A 22,605-nucleotide genomic window follows, 5' to 3' on the forward strand; every position below is an offset into this window, starting at 1 on the left:
CGTATGACGATGAATTCGTTTCTGTTTAAAGGGATTTTTCATATGTAATCGAATAATTATAATTAGACATTTTTAGCATAAAAATTTGTATGAATAAGAGGAGGGATGTCAGAATTAAAAGGTTAGTAGAAATTTATCAATAAAATTTAGAATATTCTGTTTAATGGAGGGGTAAAATTGGAGTTAGTTATTATATTATTAGCACTAAGTTTACTTATGTTCGTAGCATACAGAGGTTTTTCTGTTATTTTATTCGCACCGATATTTGCATTATTTGCAGTATTTTTGACAGAACCTAGTTATGTATTACCTTTCTTTTCTAATATCTTTATGGAGAAAATGGTTGGATTTATAAAATTATATTTTCCTGTGTTTTTATTAGGAGCAATATTTGGAAAAGTAGTGGAAATGTCAGGAATTGCAGATTCTATCGCAAAAACAATTATTGAGTTAGTTGGTGAAAAACGTACTATATTAGCGATTGTATTAATGGGGGCTATTTTAACGTATAGTGGTGTTAGTGTGTATGTAGTAGTGTTTGCTGTTTATCCGTTCGCAGCTAAGTTGTTTCGACAAGCTAATATTCCAAAGCGTTTAATCCCTGGAACGATTGTTCTTGGAGCAGTAACGTTTACAATGGATGCGTTACCTGGATCACCACAAATTCAAAATGTAATACCTACAACATTTTTTAAAACGGATATTTATGCTGCACCGATACTTGGGATTGTAGGAGCAATTTTTGTTCTTACAGTAGGTTTACTATATTTAGAGAGTAGACGTAAGAAGGCAAAAGCGGCAGGTGAAGGATACTTTGGTTTTAATGATGGAAATACTGAAATGGCAGCATCTTTGCAAGTAGAACAAAAAAATATGCCATTAATTAATAACATTGAAATCACAAGAGCACAACAACTTATTGCATTTATACCACTTATTTTAGTAGGTGTAATGAATAAAGTGTTTACTATTATGATACCGAAGTGGTATCCAAGCGGTTTTGATTTTTCTGCAATTGGTATGAAAGCATTTGGAAAAGTAGAATTAAGTGCAGTAGTAGGAATTTGGTCTGTAGAATTGGCACTTATTATAGGGATCTTAACAACGTTATTATTATATTGGAAGCGAGTAGTAACAGGTTTCCAAGCTGGATTGAATACAAGTATTGGTGGAGCGCTACTTGCAACGATGAATACAGGAGCTGAGTTTGGATTTGGTGGTGTCATTGCAGCACTTCCAGGTTTCGCAATTATGAGAGATGGCATCTCTGCTACTTTCACAAATCCGTTAGTGAATGGTGCAGTAACGACGAATATTTTAGCTGGAATTACAGGCTCGGCATCAGGAGGAATGGGAATAGTATTAAGTGCAATGGGAGATAAATTTATTGCAGCGGCCAATCAATTTGATATTCCATTAGAAGTTATGCACCGTATCGTATCAATGGCATCAGGAGGAATGGATACACTACCACATAACGGGGCTATTATTACTATTCTTACAGTAACAGGATTAACACATAAACAGTCATATAAAGATATATTTGCTATTACAATTTTGAAAACGGTTGCTGTATTTTTAGTTATCGCATTCTATACTTTAACAGGACTCTATTAAAAAATTTGAATCGTAAAGATTCATCAAATCGATAATTTATGTTATAAAATATTAATTAGGATAAGAAGGGGTGGGGGACTTGCAAGAGGTTTCTGAGTTTCGTATGCCAAAGTCGGTATTATATGGAAGGAATTCGCTTGAAAAACTGGGAGAACAATCAAAAAAGTTAGGGAAAAGAGCTTTTATAGTTACTGATACAATTATGGAGAAATTAGGATATGTTGAAAAGTGTATGCAACAACTAAATAAGAAAGGTATTACTGTTAGTACATATAATAAAGTGGATGCTGAGCCTACAAATATACACGTATTAGAAGCGTTATCTCTTTGTAAAGAGGAAAAGTGCGATTTTATTATCGGTATTGGTGGTGGAAGTTGTATTGATGCTGCGAAAGCGGTAGCGGTTTTATATACAAATGGTGGAGAAGTTGAGGATTATGTCCAAAAGGATATTAAAATAGAAAACAATCCACTACCACTTATTGCAATTCCAACAACTTCTGGTACTGGATCGGAAGTTACAAGTGTAGCAGTAATTACGAATAAAAAAACAGATGTAAAAATGATGATGAAGCATCCTAGTTTTATACCGAAAGTAGCAATTATAGATCCAGTTTTGACAAGTTCGTTACCCCCACAAATTACGGCAGCAACAGGAATAGATGCGTTATGTCATGCGATTGAAGCTTATATTTCTAAATTTTCACAACCACTTACAGATGTACTTGCTCTTTCAGCTATTGAAAGTATTATGAAATATTTACGTATAGCATATGAAGATGGACGTAATATGGAGGCAAGAGAAGCGATGATGATTGCTTCTTTACAAGCTGGAATTGCATTTTCTAATGCATCAGTTACATTAGTTCATGGAATGTCAAGGCCAGTGGGAGCATTATTTCATGTACCGCATGGAATATCAAATGCCATACTATTACCTACAGTGTTAGAGTTTACAAAAACAAGTGCAATGAAAAGGTTAGCAAAAATTGGACGTAGTTTAAATAAGGATTTGTATTCGAATTCTGATGAGGAAGTAGCAGACTACACACTTGGTGAAATAAAAAAACTTTGCTTTGATCTTCGTATTCCAAATTTAAAAGAATACGGAATCGATGAAATTGAATTTGAAAATGCTATTTCTAAAATGGCATCAGATGCAATTGAAAGTGGTAGCCCAGCTAATAACCCACGTGTTCCATCATATGATGAAATCAAAGAGCTGTATCGAGAGTGTTTTAATTATAAGTATAAAGAATTTATAAAAACATCAGATTGTTAATTTCAGAATATTCTATAAAAATTTCCTTGGAAATGAAAGTAGAATTATTCTTTATTATTTCCATATTTCCGTTAAAACAAGACTTTATATTCCAAACTTAAAGTCTTGTTTTATTATGTATAATATACACAATAAAACGTTGTTATTAGTTTTATAAAAATAGTTTAGGTAGGTGTTTATATGAAAACGATAGGTCTTATAGGTGGCATGAGTTGGGAATCAACTTCTGAATATTATCGAATTATTAATGAAGAAATAAAAGAGAGATTAGGAGGGCTACATTCAGCAAAATGTTTGATTAATAGTGTGGATTTTGAAGAGATTGAACGATGTCAATCTAGCGGAGATTGGGATGGTGCTGGAGAAATTCTAGGGAATGCGGCATATTCATTACAAAAGGGAGGAGCAGACTTTATAATCATTTGTACAAATACAATGCATAAGGTAGTTGAAAAAATAAAGGAAAAAATTGATATTCCAGTCTTACATATTGCTGATGCAACTGCAAAAGAAATTAAAAGAAAAGACATTCAAAAGGTTGGTCTGCTTGGAACTAAATATACAATGGAGCAAGATTTCTATAAGTCACGTATTGAAGAGCATGATATAAAAGTAATAGTACCATCAGGAACAAATAGAGAAAAAGTAAACGAAGTAATATATACAGAATTATGTTTAGGAAAAATAGTAGTTCAATCTAGAGAGTATTATAAAAGGGTTATAGAAGAATTAGTACAAGAAGGAGCACAAGGAATTATATTAGGTTGTACGGAAATAGGTTTATTAATAAAGCAAGAAAACGTATCAGTCCCGATATTTGATACGACCCATATACATGCAATTGAAGCGGTCAAGGTAGCTTTAGATAAATAGATTATAATTATATTATGTAAACTTAATTCGTATATCTGGAAAACATTCAGAAAATACTTTATAATGTAAGTGGTTACATTTGAGGGGGAATGCGTATGTTTTCAGTTCAACCAATCGCATTTGTACATAATGAAAGAAAGGAAATAAAAGATGATGAGTGGGGAGAAGTAAGATCCCGTATAACTTTAACTGAAATGTATGCAGAAAAAAGTATACAAGGGATTGAAGATTTTTCTCATATTGAAGTTGTTTTTTATTTTCATAAAGTAACTGACGAGCAAATTCAGTATTTTGCTAGACATCCTAGAAATAATAAGGATTATCCTGAAGTAGGTATTTTTGCACAGCGCGGGAAAAATCGTCCGAATCGCATAGGTGTAACAATTGTAAAGGTGATCAAAAGAGAAGGTAAATCAATTATTGTTGAGGGATTAGATGCTATTGATGGCACTCCTATATTGGATATAAAACCAATAATGAAAGAGTTTATGCCGACAGAAGAAATACACCAGCCTAAATGGGCAACGGATATAATGAGACAGTATTGGAAGGGGAATGGAGTAAAATGAGAATATATGAGGCAACAATTGCAGATTTAGATGGACTGGCATCAGTTTTTAATAACTATCGCATGTTTTATAGACAAGATTCTGATTTAGAAGGTGCAAAAGTATTTTTACGAAATCGAATTGAGAAAAAAGAGTCCGTTATTTTCGTAGCAGTTGAAGACGGCGAATATATTGGGTTCACACAACTATATCCATCATTTTCTTCCATTTCAATGAAAGAATTATGGATTTTAAATGATTTATTTGTACAAGCGGCGAAGCGTGGAGCCGGAACAGGTAAAAAATTATTAGAAGCTGCTAAAGAATACGCATTAGAGAATGGAGCAAAAGGTGTAAAATTGCAAACAGAGATTGATAATTTATCAGCACAACGATTATACGCTGAAAATGGCTATTTGAGAGATAATCGTTATTTCCATTACGAATTAACGTTTTAAAAAATTAAGTTGAAAGAGGCATTTTCAAGAAAAAGAATTTCTTTGTAATGAGAAATTCTTTTTTATTTTTGCCTAAATTAAAAAACATGACAAAAATAAAACGATATTTATTTATTGTTAAACAATAAATGTTGTGATAAAATTATGTTGCCATTAAATAAGTGAGGTATTGTAAATGAATCTTAAACGAAGTTCAACAATGTTCTTAAAAGTAATTATTTTTCTTGCTGGAATTTCAGTGCTTGCTTTATGCATATTTTTAGTGCCGGAAATGGCGGATTTCACAGCGAATTTGTATCCTAACATTACTCCGATAAAATATCTTGTTTTCATTGTAATGTATGGAGCAGCTGTGCCTTTTTACGTTGCTCTTTATCAGGCTTTCAATCTTTTACAGTACATTGATGAGAACACAGCGTTCTCGGAATTATCAGTAAAGGCGTTAAAGAATATAAAGCGCTGTGCAATTACAATCAGTGGTTTGTATGTATTAAGTTTGCCACTTTTTTATTTTATAGCGAAAAAAATGGACCCTCCTATTGGGTTAGTGGGACTCATTATCGTTTTTGCTTCGCTCGTTATCTCCGTTTTTGCTGCTATCCTCCAACGACTTATACAAGAGGCAATTCACATAAAATCAGAAAATGATTTGACGGTTTGAGGTGGCGGATATGACAATCATTATTAATATTGACGTCATGTTAGCAAAACGAAAAATGAGTGTAACGGAGCTTTCAGAGAAGGTTGGAATTACGATGGCGAATCTTTCTATTTTGAAAAATGCGAAAGCAAAAGCGGTTCGTTTTTCAACATTAGAAGCGATATGTAAAGCTTTGGAGTGTCAGCCAGGGGATATTTTGGAGTATAAAAACGATGAGAATACTCAATAAAAACAGATAACAAATGTAAATAATAGAAGTCAATAAAGAAGGGATAGCCACTAAGCTATTTCTTCTTTACGTTAATTGCTGTTACTAATAAAAAATATAATTTGAATTGCAATGTTTGCGTATCAAAAGGGAACTTGCTACCTTTTGAGGTGATCCGTTTTGTGGAATACAATTATTTGCCAAAAAGGCTATTTTAACTATGTTTTAAATTATTTCGGGTGAATCAAGATTTTCATTTGTATTATAGTTGATTTAAAACCCAGTTTGTTGCATCTTCAAAGTTATCTGCAATGTAGTTTGGTTCAATATGTGCCCATTTGTCTCGGTACGTATGCAAAGCATCATACCCAGCGCCTGTTCGGACTAGAATCGTAGTCGCATTTACTTTTGCTCCTGCAACAATATCAGTCCAACGATCACCAACTACAGCACATTGTGTTAAATTAAGTCCATGTTTTTTTGCTGCTTTAAGCAGCATGCCTGTACTTGGTTTACGGCATTCACAACCATCACCGTGTTTATGAGGACATACATAAATATCATCAAAACCGAAGCCTTCTAATTCTTGTACAAAATCGGCTACAGTTGCTATTCCATCTGCGATACCGGGTTGATTTGTGAAAGAGAAAATTTTTATATTTTTAGCTTTTAGTTTTTGCAAGGATGTTTTTGTGAATGGAAATAATGTAAAAGATCCTGGATAATGTATTGTAGTGTCACCACCAATTGTACCGTCACGATCAATGAAAATTGCTTTAATGTTTGTCATAGTTATAGTCCCTTCACTTTATAAAGTAGTTTAAAAATATTTTACAAATCGGTAGCCATTTACTTCATAACCTAATTTTTTGTAAAAAGGATGAGCTTCTACTCTTTTTGTTCCACTAACTAGCCATGTGCCAATGCAATTATGTTTCTTTGCTAATTGCTCGGCATAATCCATCAAAACTTGTCCAATGCCTTTCCGTCGTATGTTAGAATCAACGCTAATAATTGAAATCTCTCCATAACGTGTTACATCTTCTAAATTTTCACGTATACGAAATCCAAGTAATCCAAATATAGCTTCTTCTTCCTCGTAAACATATAAAAAATCAAACGGACTCATTTGTACGAATTGTAGGCGGTTGTTCATATCTTCATAGGAAATAGAGGAACCTTTTAATTCTTTCGTTAAAGAACAAAGTGCGTCTATATCATCTATCGTTGCTTCACGAATTTGAAAAGACATATTATCAACTCCAATAAAATGTAATCAAACATTTAATATTCTGTTAAAAAATGTTTTTTCCTGCTATGAAAATAAATATTTTATAATGATATATAGATAGTTATATGTTATTCTTTTCCTTGATTGTATTGGAAATGGAAAGAAGGGGAATGCATGTTAAAAGTAAATATCCGCTCAGCTGGATATGAAATAGGCGAAAAAACAATTCATGATATAGTTTTTTCTATCGAAAAAGGTGAACTAGTTGCTCTTATTGGAGCAAATGGTGCTGGGAAAAGTACGACGATTAAAACGATACTCGGATTACTTGTAAATATGGACGGTGAAATATCATTCGGTGAAAAGAAAAATCCGTATGCATACGTACCAGAACATCCAACATACTATGATTACTTGACGCTCTGGGAACATATTGAATTATTAATGGCAGCTCGTGGAAGTGAAATGGGAAGTTGGGAAGAACGAGCGGAACAATTATTACATACTTTTCGAATGAATAAGCATAAACATGAGTATTTATCAAAGTTTTCAAAAGGCATGAAACAAAAGTCTATGCTAATATTGGCGTTTTTAACTGAGCCAGATTTTTATATCATTGACGAACCTTTTATCGGTTTAGATCCAGTAGCTACGAAAGAGTTTTTAAATTATTTATATAAAGAAAAAGAGCGCGGGGCAGGAATTTTACTTTGTACGCACGTATTAGATACTGCTGAAAAAATTTGTGAAAGATTTTTACTCATTTCACAAGGTACATTAGTCGCAGATGGACATTTAGAATCTATTCAAATATTAGCGGAAATGCCGGGTAGTTCATTATTAGACTGCTTTGATGTAATTGTAAGGCGTGAACAACATGATTAAACAACAATTTTATAAGAGATTACGCCATGAACTTGAGCGGAAATGGAAGTCTATACGTTCGGTAACAGATTGGACAGTCGCATTATATATTATTCCAGCACTTATATTTATGGGAATCTATTATCGATCGCTATGGATAAATGAATTATCAACGGAAGAGACGATTTATTTCGGATTAGGATTACTCGCATTTTATCTAGTAACATATCCAAGAGGAGTTCGTTCATTTTTTGAGCAAGCGGATAGTTTATTTTTAATTTCGTATGCAACACATATGCGAAAATTAGTCCAGTATGGCATGATGTACACATTTGTTCGAATAGCGATAACGAATATAATAGTAGTCGTTATTATGTTACCAGTGTTGATGAAAAGTATCGAAGTAACGGAGATACAAGTCCTATTATTTTGGGTATTCTTTACTATATTTCGATTTATGTTGTCGTTGTTAACGAGATTTGTTCATGTACATGTGGGGAAACGATGGGTTTTATGGATTGTAAAAAATGTAGTATTTTCTATGAGCGTGTCCTTTTTTGGAATTAGTTTATTTTTTATTTATAAAAATCCGTTGTATTCAATTCTATTTATCGGTCTAGTAATTTTCTTAAGTAGTGTATTAGTAAAAGAGAAAATGAATTATAAAAAGTTCTTTTTTAAAGAAATCGAGAAAGAAAAGGAGGAAAGCATGCGCTGGACGAGCGGAATTATGCAAGTTGGTGGTCATGCGGCTAAACCGAGTAGTTCGAATAAAAAACCGTGGATGTTTCCGCGCTCTAAAAGACTTTTAGGGAAAAAAGCTGATTCTCGTATTGTCGAATCTTTTTTGAAAGAATTTTTCCGTACAAGTACTGCACGAATATTTTATATTCAAATTGTATGTATCAGTACTGCAAGTATAATTATGACTCCAAGGTGGATTGCAGCTATTGTTCTCGTATTTGCTGTAGTTGCAATTTCTCGCTATGCACGTGATTATTGGAATGAATTTACGAATAAGATGTTTCTTCGTTTATATTGTGATGAAGGGAAATTACTATTGTTAAGATGGAAGGCAGATCGTTATTTACTACTACCAGCAATACTTTTATATGGAATAGTTATACTTTCACAGTTTTATTTATTGCCAGCTGTGGTAGGCAGCGTTGTTTTTATTTTATTAATTGTATGGATTGTATTTGTACCATTAAAAAAGAGCCAGTGACGGCTCTTTTTCTAGTCTGTAACACATTGATAAATAAAATATACTAAAACGAGTATACTTGCGGCGGAATACATGACATCTAAAGTCATCTGATCGCCTCCTTATTGTTGTTGTATTTTTATTGTATGAAATCTTACAATTTCATATTCAAGTGAAAAATATGTGAACGTTAACAAAATTGTAAAGTGCAAAAATTACAATCATTTTGTATAATAGAAGAAACCACCGTTATATAAAAAATAATGAGTGAAAGGGGAGGGAACATAAATGCCAAATTGGTTTAGAAAAACCTTAGTCGCATTAATTACCGTGTTTACATTTGGTTTAGTGACGCCTCCTTCCATATTACTTGATAATGCCAAAGCTGCGGACAAGCCTACGAGCACAGCTGGGCAACAAAGTTTGGAGAGCACGTCCTATACATATGAAGAAACGAATGACAGGTTAACCACCGATACTTTTATTACTTATGCAATGCAAGAAGCAGAGAAGCAGTCGATGCAAAAGTTTGGTACTAAAATTGGTCCAGTAATTGAAGATGAGTTTAAAGATGTAATATTACCGAAAATTGAAGAGGCAATTGCTGAGCTTGCTAGTGATGTACCAGAAGATTCACTACAATCATTAGCGATTTCTCAAAAACCAGCTGGTGGAAATAATGAGAAGATTTTTCACGTCTACGATACGAAATCTGGAAATGATTTATTGCGTTTCCATGTAAGAAGAGATCATCCACCGCAAGATGGTTATTATTTTAATTTCCATTACCACCGTTTTGATGATGGATACTCTGGACATCATGAGTTAGGAAATATTTATTGGAATACGAATGTACCACCGAAATGGTTGTCTTAAAAAGAACAAGAGAAAATCTTGTTCTTTTTTATTTTTATAGAAGGGACAGACAACTATGTTGTTGAATAACATAGGTTTAGAAAAAAGAAGCAAAGGGAGTATGGGAATGCAAAAATATATTGTTTTTGACTTTGATGGCACATTAGTAGATTCACAAAATATATTTGTACCGATTTATAATCAACTTGCTGAAAAACATGGGTATAAAGCAGTAAAGGAAGACGAAATTGAACATTTACGTAAATTAACGATGCCAGAGAGATGTAAACAACTTAATGTACCACTGTATAAACTACCGATATTAGCGTTGGAATTTTATAAATTATATCAGCCTGCTATAAAAAATCTCGTTTTGTTCCATGGGATGAAAGAAGTATTAGATGAACTACATAAAAAAGGCTACGGAATTGCAGTCATATCATCGAACTCAGAAGAGCATATTCGGGCGTTTTTACACAAGAATGGTATCGAAAATATTCAAGAAGTGTATTGTTCTAAAAATTTGTTTGGTAAAGATAAAATGATAAAAAGATTTTTGAAATCAAAAAAAATAACAGAGAAAGATATGTTATATGTCGGTGATGAACAGCGAGACGTAGCAGCGTGTAAAAAGGCTGGAGTGAACGTAATTTGGGTATCTTGGGGATATGATGTTATTGAAACAGTGAAAAAAGATGCACCAGATTACATGGTTCATAAGCCGATGGAAATTGTGCAAGTAGTACAAGGAGCGTATTCTTAATATGAATACACTGCGAGCAGGCATTCATCATATTGAATTTTGGGTAGCAAATTTAGAGGAATCCATTTCTTTTTATAATAAGTTGTTTTCCATAATTGGGTGGAGAAAGTTAAATGAAATAGCATATAGCACAGGAGAAAGTGAAATATACTTTAAAGAAGTAGATGAGGAAATTGTAAGGACGTTAGGGCCTAGACATATTTGTTATCAAGCTATTCATAGAGAAGTAGTTGAGGAAGTAGCAGATTTTCTTTCTAGTACGAAAGTGAAGGTAATACGTGGTCCAATTGAAATGAATCATTATTCGGAAGGTTACTATACGATTGATTTTTACGATCCGAATGGATTTATTGTAGAAGTTGCCTATACACCAAATGCAGAAATGTAAGGGGAATAGATATGAAGATAATTACAGCATGGCAAAACAATATACAAATAGTAAAAAATGCAGTGGATATTAAAGAAATTTCTAAAGGTTTTTCACCTGATAAGAAATATATAATTACGAGTGCGAATAATGATAAATATTTATTGCGGACAGGCGATATAAAAGAGTATGAAAGAAAGAAAATAGAGTTTCAAATTTTAAATGAAATGCAAAATCGTAGTGTGCAAGCACAAAAACCAATTGAAATAGGTTTGTTGGCAGAAGAAGGTTTATGCTATGGCATCTTTTCGTATTTAGAAGGGGAAGATGCGAAGAAGTTATTGCCTACGTATTCACCAAAAGAACAATATGATATTGGTATAGAGGCAGGGAAAGATTTAGCAAAAATGCATACATATGAAGCTCCTAATAATATACTTCCATGGTATGAAAGAGCAATGAAAAAACATAGTAAATATTTAGAGGCATATAAAACATGTGGAATAAACATAAAAAATGATGATAAAATCATAAAGTTTATTGAAGAAAATGAAATATATTTAAAGAACCGCCCAAATCGATTTCAACACGATGATTTTCACTTAGAAAATATAATTGTACGGGATGGAAAATATGTAGGTGTTGTTGATTTTAATGGCTACGATTGGGGCGATCCACTTCATGATTTTGTGAAAATTGCACTGTTTGCAAGGGACATTAGTATTCCGTATTCAATCGGACAAATAGAAGGATACTTTAATAGAAAAATACCAGAGGAATTCTGGAAATTATACACGGTGTACGTTGGTATGACAGTTTTCTCCTCAGTTGTCTGGACATTACGAGCAGCGCCGCATATGTTAGATGATATGTTAGAGCGCCTTACTATAGTTTTAGAGGATCATAATAACTTTGAGTTATCGAAGCCAATTTGGTTTCAATCAGATAAGATTGATATGAAATAGAAAAGGTAGGTGTGATTCGCACCTACCTTTATTTTTTACCATCAAAATACTTATTTAATTTTCTTAAATGTAAGCGGCTGAGTACTTAATGTAGCTGGTACATGTAACTGAAGGGATGGGAATTCACCACTTACATTCATTTCATAAGCGAATAATAAGCTCATTTTCATTTGGAATAAGTCAACTTTTGCAGAGAAGATGTCGTAATGATGATGCCCTAATTGAATATCCATTTCCATAAATTGTACATATAACGAATCATCTCGTTTGTATACTTGTAATGTTCCGTATGCAGGATGTTCAAAAGTACCAGTATAATCCTCTAACTTGTGCGAAGGTGTAGTCCCTTTAATTTGTTCAGGGAGGGATTCAGTTGCTTCTTTCATCATTTCCTTCATTTTTTTAGTATCTTCTACAGCACGTTTATGCCAATCAATGGATTCTAATTCAAGTAGTTCGTCATAAATTTGATTAGCGAGATAAGTAGGAAGTAATGTTCCTCCAGCATTCGTTAAAATGACAAGGCCTATGTTTTCTGTTGGTATGAATGAAACAAGCGCTGAAAATCCATCGATATTACCGCCATGATGAATCACTTTTTTACCACGATAAGCGCTAATAAACCAACCAAGACCGTAACTATTTAATGGAGATTCAGGGAGTGATAAAACCGGTTGGTCTGGAATTGAATTGTGTGGTGTATACATTTGTTGTAATAATTCAGAGGAGATTAATTCATGATCTCCAAATTTTCCTTCATTTAAGTGGAGAAGTACCCAATTTGCCATATCTTCAATTGTGGAATTAATACACCCAGCAGCGCCAACTGTATCGATGTTACGGAATGGAACTGCTTTTATTTCACCGTCATTTTCAATGTAAGGTAAAGCGTAATCATCTGTAGTTTGTGAATCGTTAACAGAGAAGTTTGTATGTCTCATATTTAAAGGTTCTAAAATATGTTCTGTAGTGTATTGCTCCCACGTTTGATTTGTAATGTTTTCAACAATGTAGCTAATTGTTGCATACATTAAATTGTTATATAGAAATGCAGTTCGGAACGGTGCATCAAGTGGTAAATGTTTTATTTTTTCAACGAGATCTTTTCGAGATAAGGAAGAACTGTACCAAAGAGCCTCATGACGACTCACTCCAGTTCGATGAGAAGCTAAATCCCGTCCTGTAACTTGTGAGCTAGCAAGTAGTTCAGATAAAGTAAAGTTAGGTATATAAGACTGGATAGGGGTATCCCAATTAAACTTTTTTTGCTGTGCTAACAAGCTTAATGAAAGTGTGCCAAATGCTTTCGTTGAGGAACCGATTGCGAATCGAGTATTCGGTGTAACAGCCTCTTTTGTTTCTATATTACGATAGCCGAAACCTTCTGAAATAATAACTTCACCGTCTTTTATAACAGCGACAGCAGCACCAGGAACATTTAAATCCTTCATCATTTTTTCAGCCGTTGTTTGTAAAGAAGTCATAACAGGCGTTTCAATTTTAGACATACTTCTAACCTCCAAATATAAATTTTGTTCTACCGCACTATACTTTCGGTAATAGAAAATGAAAACCTTTTTATATTTGGAAAGTTAATAATTTTGTAAGAATTAGCGCAAGAAATTTTATTAATTAGGATTATTAAATTTATCATTTTTCATGTTATGATAAATTGCATATACGATTGAAAGAAGGTTTTCCTACATATGAAACATGCTGAAAATGAATACTTAAATTTATGCCGCCATGTAATGGAACATGGTACGAAGAAAGAAGACCGTACAGGGACAGGCACTGTATCTGTATTTGGATATCAAATGCGTTTTGATCTAAGTAAAGGTTTTCCTTTATTAACAACAAAGAGAGTACCGTTTCGCCTTGTAGCAAGTGAACTGCTTTGGTTTATGAAAGGTGATACAAATATTCGCTATTTATTGCAGCATAATAATAACATTTGGAATGAATGGGCTTTTAAGAGCTGGGTAGAAAGTGATGAGTATACTGGTCCTGACATGACTGATTTTGGTCTTCGCTCACAACAAGATGAAGAATTTAAAGTACAGTACGACGAGCAAATGGAATTGTTTAAAAAGAACGTTTTAGAAGATGATGAGTTCTCAAATAAATATGGTTATTTAGGAGACGTTTACGGTAAACAGTGGCGTGCTTGGAAAACGACAGCTGGTGAGACACTTGATCAATTAAAAGATGTAATTGAAATGATTAAAAAAACACCAGACTCACGTCGTTTAATCGTTTCTGCCTGGAATCCAGAAGATGTACCAAGTATGGCCTTACCGCCTTGTCATACGCTATTCCAGTTTTATGTAGCAGATGGAAAGCTTTCTTGTCAGTTATATCAAAGAAGTGGTGACATATTCCTTGGGATTCCATTTAACATTGCAAGTTACTCACTACTAACACATTTAATTGCACATGAATGCGGACTTGAAGTGGGAGAATTTGTTCATACAATTGGTGATGCACACATTTATACAAATCATTTTGAACAAGTAGAAAAGCAATTGGCACGTGAACCACGTCCATTCCCGAAACTTACATTAAATCCAGATGTGAAATCTGTTTTCGATTTTGAAATGGAAGATTTAACGATTGAAGGATACGATCCGCATCCAGCAATTAAAGCACCGGTTGCAGTATAATTGTAGAGGAGATGAAAAAATGATTGTTTCATTTATGGTCGCTATGGACGAAAATAGAGTAATTGGTAAAGATAATAATTTACCTTGGCGTTTACCGAGTGAATTACAATACGTGAAGAAAACAACGATGGGTCACCCGCTTATTATGGGAAGAAAGAACTATGAAGCGATTGGTAGACCACTGCCTGGAAGACGTAATATTATTGTAACTCGTAATGAAGGGTATCATGTTGAAGGTTGTGAAGTTGTTCATTCTGTAGAAGAAGTGTTTGAACTATGTAAAAATGAAGAAGAGATTTTTATTTTTGGTGGAGCGCAAATTTACGACCTCTTTTTACCTTATGTAGACAAGTTATATATAACAAAAATCCATCATGCATTTGAAGGAGATACATTCTTCCCAGAAATAGATATGACAAATTGGAAAGAGATTTTTGTAGAAAAAGGTTTAACGGATGAAAAAAACCCATATACGTATTATTACCATGTATATGAGAAACAACAATAATAAAAAAAGATTGATGTGAGAATTCGCATCAATCTTTTTATTTATATTCACCAATATAAGTTTATAGATGAGATTCGATAGTGCTATAATGATAGGTAGCATGTAAAAATGCTAAAATTTTCAAAAGTACTAATATAGAAAGAGGAGGAGAATCGATTGAGAAAGATATGGGGGATTCTTTTTCTTTGCTTAACATTCATGTTAGTTGGATGTGGTAAAGAAGAAAAACCACAAGAAGCGTTTGATACATATGTAAAAGCGTGGAATAAACAAAAATTTGCAGATATGTATGATCAACTATCAAAAAATGCAAAAAAAGATATTTCAAAGAAAGAGTTTACTGAGAAATATGAAAAAATTTATTCTGGTATCGAAGTGAAAGACTTAAAGGTAGAAACAGGGGAAGTAAAAGAAGATAAAAAAGATGAAGGCCCTGTTCCTTTTAAAGTAAGCATGGATACAGTTGGTGGTAAAATTACATTTGGTCATGAAGCAAAAATGGTGAAAGAAAAAGATGGAGATAAAGAATCTTGGAAAATAGATTGGACTCCTGATTTTATTTTCCCAGGCATGACGAAAGATAGTAAAGTGCGTATGCAGACAACACAGCCAAAACGTGGTGAAATATACGATCGTAATGGAAAAGGTCTTGCAACGAATGGGAAAGCTTCTGAAATCGGATTGATTCCTGAAAAGTTAGGCGATGCTGCTCCGCAAACGAAAGAAACAGTAGCGAAGTTATTAAATATGTCTGTAGAAGAAATTGATCAAAAATTAGCTGCTAAATGGGTAAAACCAGGGTATCTCGTACCAATTGGAATTTTGCCTGAAGGGGCAACACAAAATACGTACATTGATTTACCAGGTGTTTCAACAAAACCTGTAAATGTTCGTACATATCCGTTAGGGGAAGCGGCAGCTCATCTGACTGGTTATATTGGAAAGGTAAATGCTGAAGATTTAAAAACGCTACAAAAGAAAGGCTATCAAGCTGATGACCCAGTTGGTAAAGCTGGTTTAGAGCAAGTATTAGAGGAAAAGCTACGCGGTAAAAAAGGTGGCCGTGTCTTTGTAGAAGATGCGCAAGGAAAAGAAATTAAAAACTTGGCAAAAACAGATGCTGTTGATGGAGAAAATGTAACTTTAACTATTGATAGTGTTGTTCAAGAAAAAACGTATAATGAAATGAAGGGCGAAGCTGGTTCAAGTGCAGCAATTAATCCGAAAAGTGGAGAAACAATTGCACTAGTAAGTAGTCCAGCATATGATCCTAATATAATTGCACGAGGGACATCGAAGGCACAACGCGAAGCTTGGAATAATGATCCGAAAAAACCAATGACAAATCGCTTTACACAATTGTCGGTACCAGGTTCTGTATTTAAACCTATTACAGCTGCAATTGGTCTTGAAACGAAAACAATTAATCCAAAAGAAGAGTTGAAAATTGAAGGATTAAAATGGACAAAAGATTCTTCTTGGGGTAATTACTATGTAACGCGTGTGAAAGATGCAAATCCGATTGATCTTGATAAGGCGATGAAATACTCGGATAATATTTACTTCGCACAAGAAGCTTTGAAAATCGGAAAAGACAAGTTTATGAGTGAAGCAAAAAAATTCGGATTCGATGAGAAACTACCAATTGAATATGGATTCCCTGCTTCTAAAATTGCAAATGACGGCATTAAAAATGATATTCAAATGGCAGATACGGGATATGGACAAGGACAAGTATTAATGACTCCTCTTCATTTAGCTTTAACGTATGCGCCAATTGTAAATGATGGAACGATTCCGTCACCGTATATTATTAAAACAGATAAACAACCAAAAGCTTGGAAAGAAAATGTAATTTCTAAAGGAAATCAGGATATATTAAAAACTGCAATGACGAAAGTAATTAATGATCCAGATGGTACAGGGAAAATTGCTAAAATTGATGGTATGACTCTTGCTGGAAAAACAGGTACAGCGGAATTAAAAGTATCAAAAGAGGCCGAAGGAAAAGAACTAGGTTGGTTCGCTGCATTTGATTTAAATTCGCCAGATATGGTCATTACAATGATGATTGAAGATGTAAAAGGTAGAGGCGGAAGTAATATTCCAGCTGAAAAAGTAAAACATGTATTTCAAAAATAATATGTAATAGAAGGCTATCTCTATAGGTTGTAGAGGTAGCCTTTTTATATGAAAGAGTTTGTAATATCTGTATACTAAATTTTAAGGAAACAAAGTAAATCATTAACTTACGAAAAAAAAGTAGCTATTTTTTATTGACATTGATTAAAACTTTTTATATTATACTTACATAAGGTAAGTTATTAACTTTTAAAAAACAAATCTTGAATTAAAGATAAAGAGAAAAAAGGGAGAGAATACAATGACAAAAGTACTATTTATTACAGCAAATCCAAATTCAGCAGAAGGTTCTTTCGGAATGGCAGTAGGGGAAGCTTTCATCGAAGCTTATAAAAACGAACATCCACAAGACGAAGTTGTAACAATTGATTTATTCAACACTACAGTACCAGCAATTGATGCAGATGTATTTGCTGCTTGGGGTAAATTTGCAGCAGGTGAAGGCTTTGAAGCTTTAACTGAAGTTCAACAACAAAAAGTAGCAGCAATGAACACAAACTTAGAAACATTTATGAATGCAGATCGTTATGTATTCGTAACTCCAATGTGGAACTTTAGCTATCCACCAGTAGTAAAAGCATACTTAGATAACGTAGCAATCGCAGGTAAAACATTCAAATATACTGAAAATGGTCCAGTCGGCTTATTAGAAGGTAAAAAAGCACTTCACATTCAAGCAACAGGTGGCGTATATTCTGAAGGAGCATACGCAGCTGTAGACTTCGGTCGTAATCACTTAAAGACTGTATTAGGATTTGTCGGTGTGAATGATACTGAATATATTGCAGTTGAAGGCATGAATGCAAACCCTGAAAAAGCACAAGAAATTAAAGAAGCAGCAATTGCTAATGCTCGTGAATTAGCAAAACGTTTCTAATATAGAATGCTTAAAAAGTCCGAACACTTGCTGTTTGGACTTTTTTTCTTCTTTTTCCTTCGTTTGTCTAGTATAATGAAGGTCGGAATGATAATAGGTGGGGGTTCTGTATGATTCAAACGTTTTTTAAAATCTTTTATTTAATTTTAATCGTAATTGCGATTACACCGAGAATGTGGCGTCTTAAAAGACAAGTAAATACGATGGCGCCAAAAGAAAAAGATAATGCTGTGTATAAAACGACAAATTGGTTTGGTAAGAAAATGGTACGTGTAGCTGGAGGGGCAGTAGAAGTGAAAGGACTTGAAAATGTTCCGAAAGACAAGCCAGTACTAGTTGTAAGTAATCACCAAAGTAATATGGATATCCCTGTTTTACTAGGTTACTTAAATAAACCAATTGGATTCGTTTCAAAAGCAGAGATTAAAAAGTTCCCAGTTGTACCAACTTGGATGGAACTTATGAATTGTGTATTTATGGATCGTAGCGATCGTCGTCAATCTCTTCAAGCGATTAAAGATGGAATTGAACTATTAAAGAATGGACATTCTATCGTAATTTTCCCTGAAGGAACGAGAAGTAAGGGTGGCGAAGTTGGAGAGTTTAAGGCTGGTAGTTTTCATCTGGCAGTAAAGTCAGGTGTAGCAATTTTACCTGTAACGTTAGATGGTACATATAAGATGTTTGAAGCGAATGGAAATCGTATGAAGCCAGCTCATGCAACAGTAACAATTTCTAAGCCGATTACACCTGAAGATTATGCGAATATGGATATTAAAGAATTAACGAAGCATACACAGGAAGTTATCGCATCACAATTACATAAGTAATAAAAAAGGATTCAGCTTATAGTAAGCTGAATCCTTTTTTATTATGCTGTAGGTAAGACATAAAAGAGTACACAGAAGAACATCATCGCACTACCACCTAAAACGAACAGGTGCCATATGGCATGGTTGAAAGGTAGCTTTTCCCAAAGGAAGAATATAGCTCCGACAGAATATAAAATTCCACCTGCTAAAAGTAGTGAAAAACCATGTCCAGTTAGATTTTCATAAAGTGGTTTAATGGCAACGATTATGAGCCAACCCATAATGATGTAACATAAAGTTGAAGCCTTTATAAAGCGACGTACAAAGAAAATTTTGAAGACGATACCTCCGATTGCTAGTGTCCATATTATAGCAAGCAACGTCCATCCTAATGGGCCACGAAGTGTAATAAGTAGAAAAGGAGTATACGTGCCAGCAATCAATAAGTAAATGGCTGAATGATCTAAAATAGTAAATATTTTTTCTACTTTAGGATGATGAATGCTATGTAGCAATGTTGAAAACAAGTACAGTAAGAACATGCTTACACCATAAACAGTAAATGCAACTACAGCTGATGCGGTACCGTGCTTAGAAGCATGAATAATCAATATGATTAAGGCAGGGATGCTTAAAATGGCACCGATACCATGTGTAATTGCATTTGCAATTTCTTCTTTTACAAATTGGGTCATTCGTGTCATTTTTTCAGTCATAATGCAAATCCTTTCTACTATCATAAAATAATATGTCATTTCCCTTACCATATCATACACAAGAGCAATAGAAAATGAAATTTGTATAATTGATTATATTTTTGAATTTTTTTGACAAAAGACAATGGATTTGTTGACGTTTTCAAACTTTTTTGACAAAATAAAATTATGTAATAGTAGGACAAGGAAACTACTAATAAAGGGGATGGGGAAATGTTTTCAAATATTGGCTTTCCAGGGTTAATTTTAATTTTAGTAGCAGTACTCATTTTATTTGGACCTAAAAAATTGCCGGAAATCGGGAAGGCTTTAGGGGAAACGTTAAAAGAGTTTAAAAAATCAACGAAAGAATTGACAGATGACGCATTTCAAGAAAAGGAAAAGAAAGAAAAAATGTAGTGTATTTTCCTTGTAATGGATAAATAAAGTGTGGTGAACGAGATGGAAAATCGGGAAATGAGCGTAGTAGAACATATTGTTGAGCTTCGAAAAAGAGTAATATATACGGTGTTATCCTTTGTACTATTTTTAATTATTGGATTTACTTTTACAAAGGATATTTATTTTTGGCTTGTAAAAGATTTACCAATGAAATTAACTGTTCTCGGTCCAAGTGATGTATTGTGGATTTTTTTCTCGATTGCTACAGTATTTGCTATCGTTTGTACAATTCCTTTTGCTGCTATACAAATTTGGTTATTTGTAAAACCGGGTTTACATCCAAATGAACAAAAGATGACAATAATGTATATACCGGTATTGTCTATATTATTTATTGCAGGTTTATGTTTTGGATACTTTATTGTAATGCCGTTTCTATTTCACTTTTTAACTACGATAGGTAATGAAATGTTTAATACGATGTTTACGACAGAAAAGTATTTTCATTTTGTACTTAATTTAACAGTTCCATTTGCTGTGATTTTTGAATTGCCAGTCGTTGTAATGTTTTTAACTAGTATTGGAATACTTACGGCGGAATTTTTAATAAAAATAAGAAGGTATGCTTACGTAGCATTAATTATCATTGCATCTTGTATATCACCGCCAGACTTTTTATCTCATAGTTTAGTTGCAGTGCCGCTTATTTGTATTTATGAAGTAAGTATTGCGTTATCAAAGGTTGTTAGTAAGAGGAAAAAGAAAAGAGAAGAAATGCAGTCGAAAAGTGCCTCGTTATAAAGGCACTTTTTTATTTATTTGTTATACTATAGCTATAAACGTATACAATATATAGAAGAAAAAAATTATAGAATCTCCAAAATTTAGACAAACTTTGCGCTTTTATAAGCTTATACTAAATGTATTAAACAATTGATGGATAATGAGATTCCCGTCTCAGAGATATTTAGGACGGAAAGGTGAATTAGGTGGAGATGAATAGAGTATAAATCTTCTAGCCATAAGGACTACAGAAATCATATAAGTCTGATTTTACTCCACTTTAAACAACGTGTTACAGCGCAAAGTAGAGGAAGTTCAAAAATCCAATGAAAAAGAGGATTGATATTGTGATTACGAAAAGTTTTTATTTCACTCATTCAACAGGGGATTGCATTAAAATATTCGAAATCCCTGTCCTACAGGCACAGCATCCATTATCGTTTCTAATTCAGTCTCGTCTTCAATTATTTATTGCAAAAATTCAAAAACAAAAACACCCAAGATTTTCGTATTCTTTCCGTGAATATTTACAAAATTGTTTGAAGTGGAATGATTATTTAAATGTATATAAAACAAATACCCTTGAAAAAAATGCATGATACGAAGTACGGACAGGGTTAGTAAACTCTGTCTTTTTCATTTTAGATATGAAAATATAATTAATTTGATGAAATTTCGTTCCAAATTGTTGAAAGCAATGGGAATACTAGTATAATAACAAGGAGAGCGTATTGGAAAGGGAAGAAGTATAGTATGCAAAAAATTAAAATTGTAACAGATTCAACGGCAGATTTATCACAAGACGTAATCGAAAAGTATGACATTCATGTTTTACCATTATCAATCTCTGTAAATGGACAAACATATTTAGATCGCGTTGATTTACAACCTGACGAATTTATTGAAGAAATGATTAAATCAGAGGAATTACCAAAAACATCACAACCAGCTATGGGTACATTTGTAGAAATGTATGACAAGCTAGGGGAAGATGGAAGCGAAGTCCTTTCTATCCATATGACAAGTGGAATGAGCGGTACTGTAGCAACTGCAAATAGCGCTGCATCAATGACTGATACAAAAGTAACAGTTGTTGATTCTCAATTTATTACACATGCTTTAGCATATCAAGTAATTGAAGCTGCAAAAATGGCAAATGACGGACGCTCACTAGAAGAAATTTTAAAACGTGTAGATGAAGTAAGAAAGAATACTCGTTTATATGTAGTAGTGGATACATTAGAAAACTTAGTGAAGGGTGGACGTATCGGTAAAGGAAAAGCGTTTATCGGTTCTCTACTTAATATAAAGCCAATTGCTAGTCTTGAAGACGGTGTTTATAATCCTGTAACGAAAGTTCGTAGCCAAGGCCAAATTGTAAAAACATTAGCTAAGTTATTTGAGCAAGATACGGCTGGAAAAGTCGTAAAAGCTGTTGCAATTCCGCATGCGAAAGCAATTCCTTTAGCTGAAAGTATGAAAGCGGCGGTTGAAAAAGTAAGTGGATTTGCTCAATCAGAAATTTTCTATACAACGCCTATTATTAGTACTCATACAGGTCCGGGCGCAATCGGATTTATGTATTTAGCAGAGTAATAAAAAAGCTACTTGAAAATATATTTCAAGTAGCTTTTTTATGTAAATAGAAAGTAAGAAATAAGAAGAGCTACACAGGCACTACCGCTAATGATATAGCGAGTCTGTAAATATTCATTCATAGAAAACACCCTTTATCCCGCTATTTGTGGACAGTAAAACTCTCTACCTCAAGTTTAGCTGGAGCAAAGAGGTTAGGTAGCGGGCTGCCCGTAAAAGCTTGATTGGTGA

At 33.6% G+C, this 22,605-nt stretch carries 26 protein-coding genes; 22 read left to right on the forward strand and 4 right to left on the reverse strand.

Features of this window, described 5'->3' with window-relative positions; all coding sequences use genetic code 11:
* Nucleotides 1–177: 177 nt before the first annotated feature.
* The 7 genes from C3Y97_RS10595 to C3Y97_RS10625 all read left to right on the forward strand — a co-directional run bounded on the left by C3Y97_RS10595 (nt 178) and on the right by C3Y97_RS10625 (nt 5,668).
* The gene (locus C3Y97_RS10595; protein WP_000424332.1) at nt 178–1,617 is read left to right on the forward strand and encodes a GntP family permease; all 1,440 of its coding nucleotides are present in this window, start codon (nt 178–180) and stop codon (nt 1,615–1,617) included.
* A 79-nt stretch (nt 1,618–1,696) separates the two neighbouring features.
* Nucleotides 1,697–2,899: an iron-containing alcohol dehydrogenase gene (locus C3Y97_RS10600; RefSeq protein ID WP_001158674.1), complete on the forward strand. Its 1,203-nt coding sequence runs from the start codon at nt 1,697–1,699 to the stop codon at nt 2,897–2,899.
* A 180-nt stretch (nt 2,900–3,079) separates the two neighbouring features.
* On the forward strand, nt 3,080–3,772 hold the full coding sequence (locus C3Y97_RS10605) for an aspartate/glutamate racemase family protein (RefSeq protein ID WP_000848563.1): 693 nt from the start codon (nt 3,080–3,082) through the stop codon (nt 3,770–3,772).
* Nucleotides 3,773–3,867: 95 nt separating this feature from the next.
* Nucleotides 3,868–4,341 carry an SAM-dependent methyltransferase gene (locus C3Y97_RS10610; RefSeq protein WP_000493257.1) on the forward strand — a complete coding sequence of 158 codons (474 nt, stop codon included), beginning with the start codon at nt 3,868–3,870 and terminating at the stop codon, nt 4,339–4,341.
* Nucleotides 4,338–4,778 (forward strand): GNAT family N-acetyltransferase, encoded by a 441-nt coding sequence (locus C3Y97_RS10615; RefSeq protein WP_001223866.1) that lies wholly within the window; start codon nt 4,338–4,340, stop codon nt 4,776–4,778. Before C3Y97_RS10610 ends, C3Y97_RS10615 begins: the two co-directional genes overlap by 4 nt.
* A 175-nt stretch (nt 4,779–4,953) precedes the next feature.
* Nucleotides 4,954–5,439, forward strand: coding sequence for a DUF2975 domain-containing protein (locus C3Y97_RS10620; protein WP_001050144.1), 486 nt, complete (start codon nt 4,954–4,956; stop codon nt 5,437–5,439).
* A gap of 10 nt (nt 5,440–5,449) precedes the next feature.
* The gene (locus tag C3Y97_RS10625; protein ID WP_000152532.1) at nt 5,450–5,668 is read left to right on the forward strand and encodes a helix-turn-helix domain-containing protein; all 219 of its coding nucleotides are present in this window, start codon (nt 5,450–5,452) and stop codon (nt 5,666–5,668) included.
* 241 nt (nt 5,669–5,909) lie between these two features.
* Here C3Y97_RS10625 and C3Y97_RS10630 read toward each other — a convergent pair whose 3' ends face one another.
* Nucleotides 5,910–6,437: an HAD-IIIA family hydrolase gene (locus C3Y97_RS10630; protein ID WP_000181785.1), complete on the reverse strand. Its 528-nt coding sequence runs from the start codon at nt 6,435–6,437 to the stop codon at nt 5,910–5,912.
* A 30-nt stretch (nt 6,438–6,467) separates the two neighbouring features.
* On the reverse strand, nt 6,468–6,899 hold the full coding sequence (locus tag C3Y97_RS10635; RefSeq protein WP_000009777.1) for a GNAT family N-acetyltransferase: 432 nt from the start codon (nt 6,897–6,899) through the stop codon (nt 6,468–6,470).
* Nucleotides 6,900–7,052: 153 nt separating this feature from the next.
* Here C3Y97_RS10635 and C3Y97_RS10640 point away from each other — a divergent pair, with 153 nt between their 5' ends.
* The 6 genes from C3Y97_RS10640 (at nt 7,053) to C3Y97_RS10665 (ending at nt 11,896) form a co-directional block, all read left to right on the forward strand.
* A complete protein-coding gene (locus C3Y97_RS10640) occupies nt 7,053–7,763 on the forward strand; it encodes an ABC transporter ATP-binding protein (protein ID WP_000921912.1) in 711 nt (236 codons plus the stop codon).
* Complete coding sequence (locus tag C3Y97_RS10645; protein ID WP_000595449.1) at nt 7,756–8,967, forward strand: ABC transporter permease; 1,212 nt, start codon at nt 7,756–7,758, stop codon at nt 8,965–8,967. The genes C3Y97_RS10640 and C3Y97_RS10645 overlap by 8 nt, the downstream gene beginning before the upstream one ends.
* 267 nt (nt 8,968–9,234) lie before the next feature.
* The gene (locus C3Y97_RS10650) at nt 9,235–9,822 is read left to right on the forward strand and encodes a YpjP family protein (protein ID WP_001134421.1); all 588 of its coding nucleotides are present in this window, start codon (nt 9,235–9,237) and stop codon (nt 9,820–9,822) included.
* A 106-nt stretch (nt 9,823–9,928) separates the two neighbouring features.
* A complete protein-coding gene (locus C3Y97_RS10655) occupies nt 9,929–10,564 on the forward strand; it encodes an HAD family hydrolase (RefSeq protein ID WP_025687389.1) in 636 nt (211 codons plus the stop codon).
* Nucleotide 10,565: 1 nt separating this feature from the next.
* Complete coding sequence (locus tag C3Y97_RS10660) at nt 10,566–10,952, forward strand: VOC family protein (RefSeq protein WP_001094664.1); 387 nt, start codon at nt 10,566–10,568, stop codon at nt 10,950–10,952.
* An 11-nt stretch (nt 10,953–10,963) separates the two neighbouring features.
* The gene (locus tag C3Y97_RS10665) at nt 10,964–11,896 is read left to right on the forward strand and encodes an aminoglycoside phosphotransferase family protein (RefSeq protein ID WP_000692086.1); all 933 of its coding nucleotides are present in this window, start codon (nt 10,964–10,966) and stop codon (nt 11,894–11,896) included.
* 50 nt (nt 11,897–11,946) lie between these two features.
* Here the strand turns inward: C3Y97_RS10665 and C3Y97_RS10670 are convergent, their stop codons facing one another.
* Nucleotides 11,947–13,404, reverse strand: a complete 1,458-nt coding sequence (locus tag C3Y97_RS10670; protein WP_000034322.1) for a serine hydrolase — start codon at nt 13,402–13,404, stop codon at nt 11,947–11,949.
* Nucleotides 13,405–13,602: 198 nt separating this feature from the next.
* Between C3Y97_RS10670 and C3Y97_RS10675 the strand changes: the two genes are divergently transcribed.
* From C3Y97_RS10675 to C3Y97_RS10695, 5 genes are all read left to right on the forward strand, one after another.
* Nucleotides 13,603–14,559: a thymidylate synthase gene (locus tag C3Y97_RS10675; protein ID WP_000679609.1), complete on the forward strand. Its 957-nt coding sequence runs from the start codon at nt 13,603–13,605 to the stop codon at nt 14,557–14,559.
* Nucleotides 14,560–14,578: 19 nt separating this feature from the next.
* On the forward strand, nt 14,579–15,067 hold the full coding sequence (locus C3Y97_RS10680; RefSeq protein ID WP_000637205.1) for a dihydrofolate reductase: 489 nt from the start codon (nt 14,579–14,581) through the stop codon (nt 15,065–15,067).
* A 156-nt stretch (nt 15,068–15,223) separates the two neighbouring features.
* Nucleotides 15,224–17,209: a penicillin-binding protein 3 gene (pbpC, locus tag C3Y97_RS10685; RefSeq protein WP_001227241.1), complete on the forward strand. Its 1,986-nt coding sequence runs from the start codon at nt 15,224–15,226 to the stop codon at nt 17,207–17,209.
* A 241-nt stretch (nt 17,210–17,450) separates the two neighbouring features.
* Nucleotides 17,451–18,086, forward strand: coding sequence for an FMN-dependent NADH-azoreductase (locus C3Y97_RS10690; RefSeq protein ID WP_000170025.1), 636 nt, complete (start codon nt 17,451–17,453; stop codon nt 18,084–18,086).
* Nucleotides 18,087–18,196: 110 nt separating this feature from the next.
* Nucleotides 18,197–18,916: a lysophospholipid acyltransferase family protein gene (locus C3Y97_RS10695; RefSeq protein WP_000616577.1), complete on the forward strand. Its 720-nt coding sequence runs from the start codon at nt 18,197–18,199 to the stop codon at nt 18,914–18,916.
* A 41-nt stretch (nt 18,917–18,957) separates the two neighbouring features.
* Here the strand turns inward: C3Y97_RS10695 and trhA are convergent, their stop codons facing one another.
* Nucleotides 18,958–19,614, reverse strand: a complete 657-nt coding sequence (gene trhA / locus C3Y97_RS10700) for a PAQR family membrane homeostasis protein TrhA (protein WP_000136889.1) — start codon at nt 19,612–19,614, stop codon at nt 18,958–18,960.
* A gap of 213 nt (nt 19,615–19,827) precedes the next feature.
* Between trhA and C3Y97_RS10705 the strand changes: the two genes are divergently transcribed.
* From C3Y97_RS10705 to C3Y97_RS10720, 4 genes are all read left to right on the forward strand, one after another.
* The gene (locus C3Y97_RS10705) at nt 19,828–20,013 is read left to right on the forward strand and encodes a twin-arginine translocase TatA/TatE family subunit (protein ID WP_000492443.1); all 186 of its coding nucleotides are present in this window, start codon (nt 19,828–19,830) and stop codon (nt 20,011–20,013) included.
* 42 nt (nt 20,014–20,055) lie between these two features.
* Nucleotides 20,056–20,796 (forward strand): twin-arginine translocase subunit TatC, encoded by a 741-nt coding sequence (gene tatC / locus C3Y97_RS10710; protein WP_000431523.1) that lies wholly within the window; start codon nt 20,056–20,058, stop codon nt 20,794–20,796.
* Between the two features lie 329 nt (nt 20,797–21,125).
* Nucleotides 21,126–21,377: a DUF2535 family protein gene (locus tag C3Y97_RS10715; protein ID WP_000629012.1), complete on the forward strand. Its 252-nt coding sequence runs from the start codon at nt 21,126–21,128 to the stop codon at nt 21,375–21,377.
* 154 nt (nt 21,378–21,531) lie between these two features.
* Nucleotides 21,532–22,374 carry a DegV family protein gene (locus C3Y97_RS10720; RefSeq protein ID WP_001169470.1) on the forward strand — a complete coding sequence of 281 codons (843 nt, stop codon included), beginning with the start codon at nt 21,532–21,534 and terminating at the stop codon, nt 22,372–22,374.
* Nucleotides 22,375–22,605 lie beyond the last annotated feature (231 nt).

This window comes from Bacillus sp. DU-106 (genome assembly GCF_004799705.1).
Classification (GTDB): Bacteria; Bacillota; Bacilli; order Bacillales; family Bacillaceae_G; genus Bacillus_A; species Bacillus_A cereus.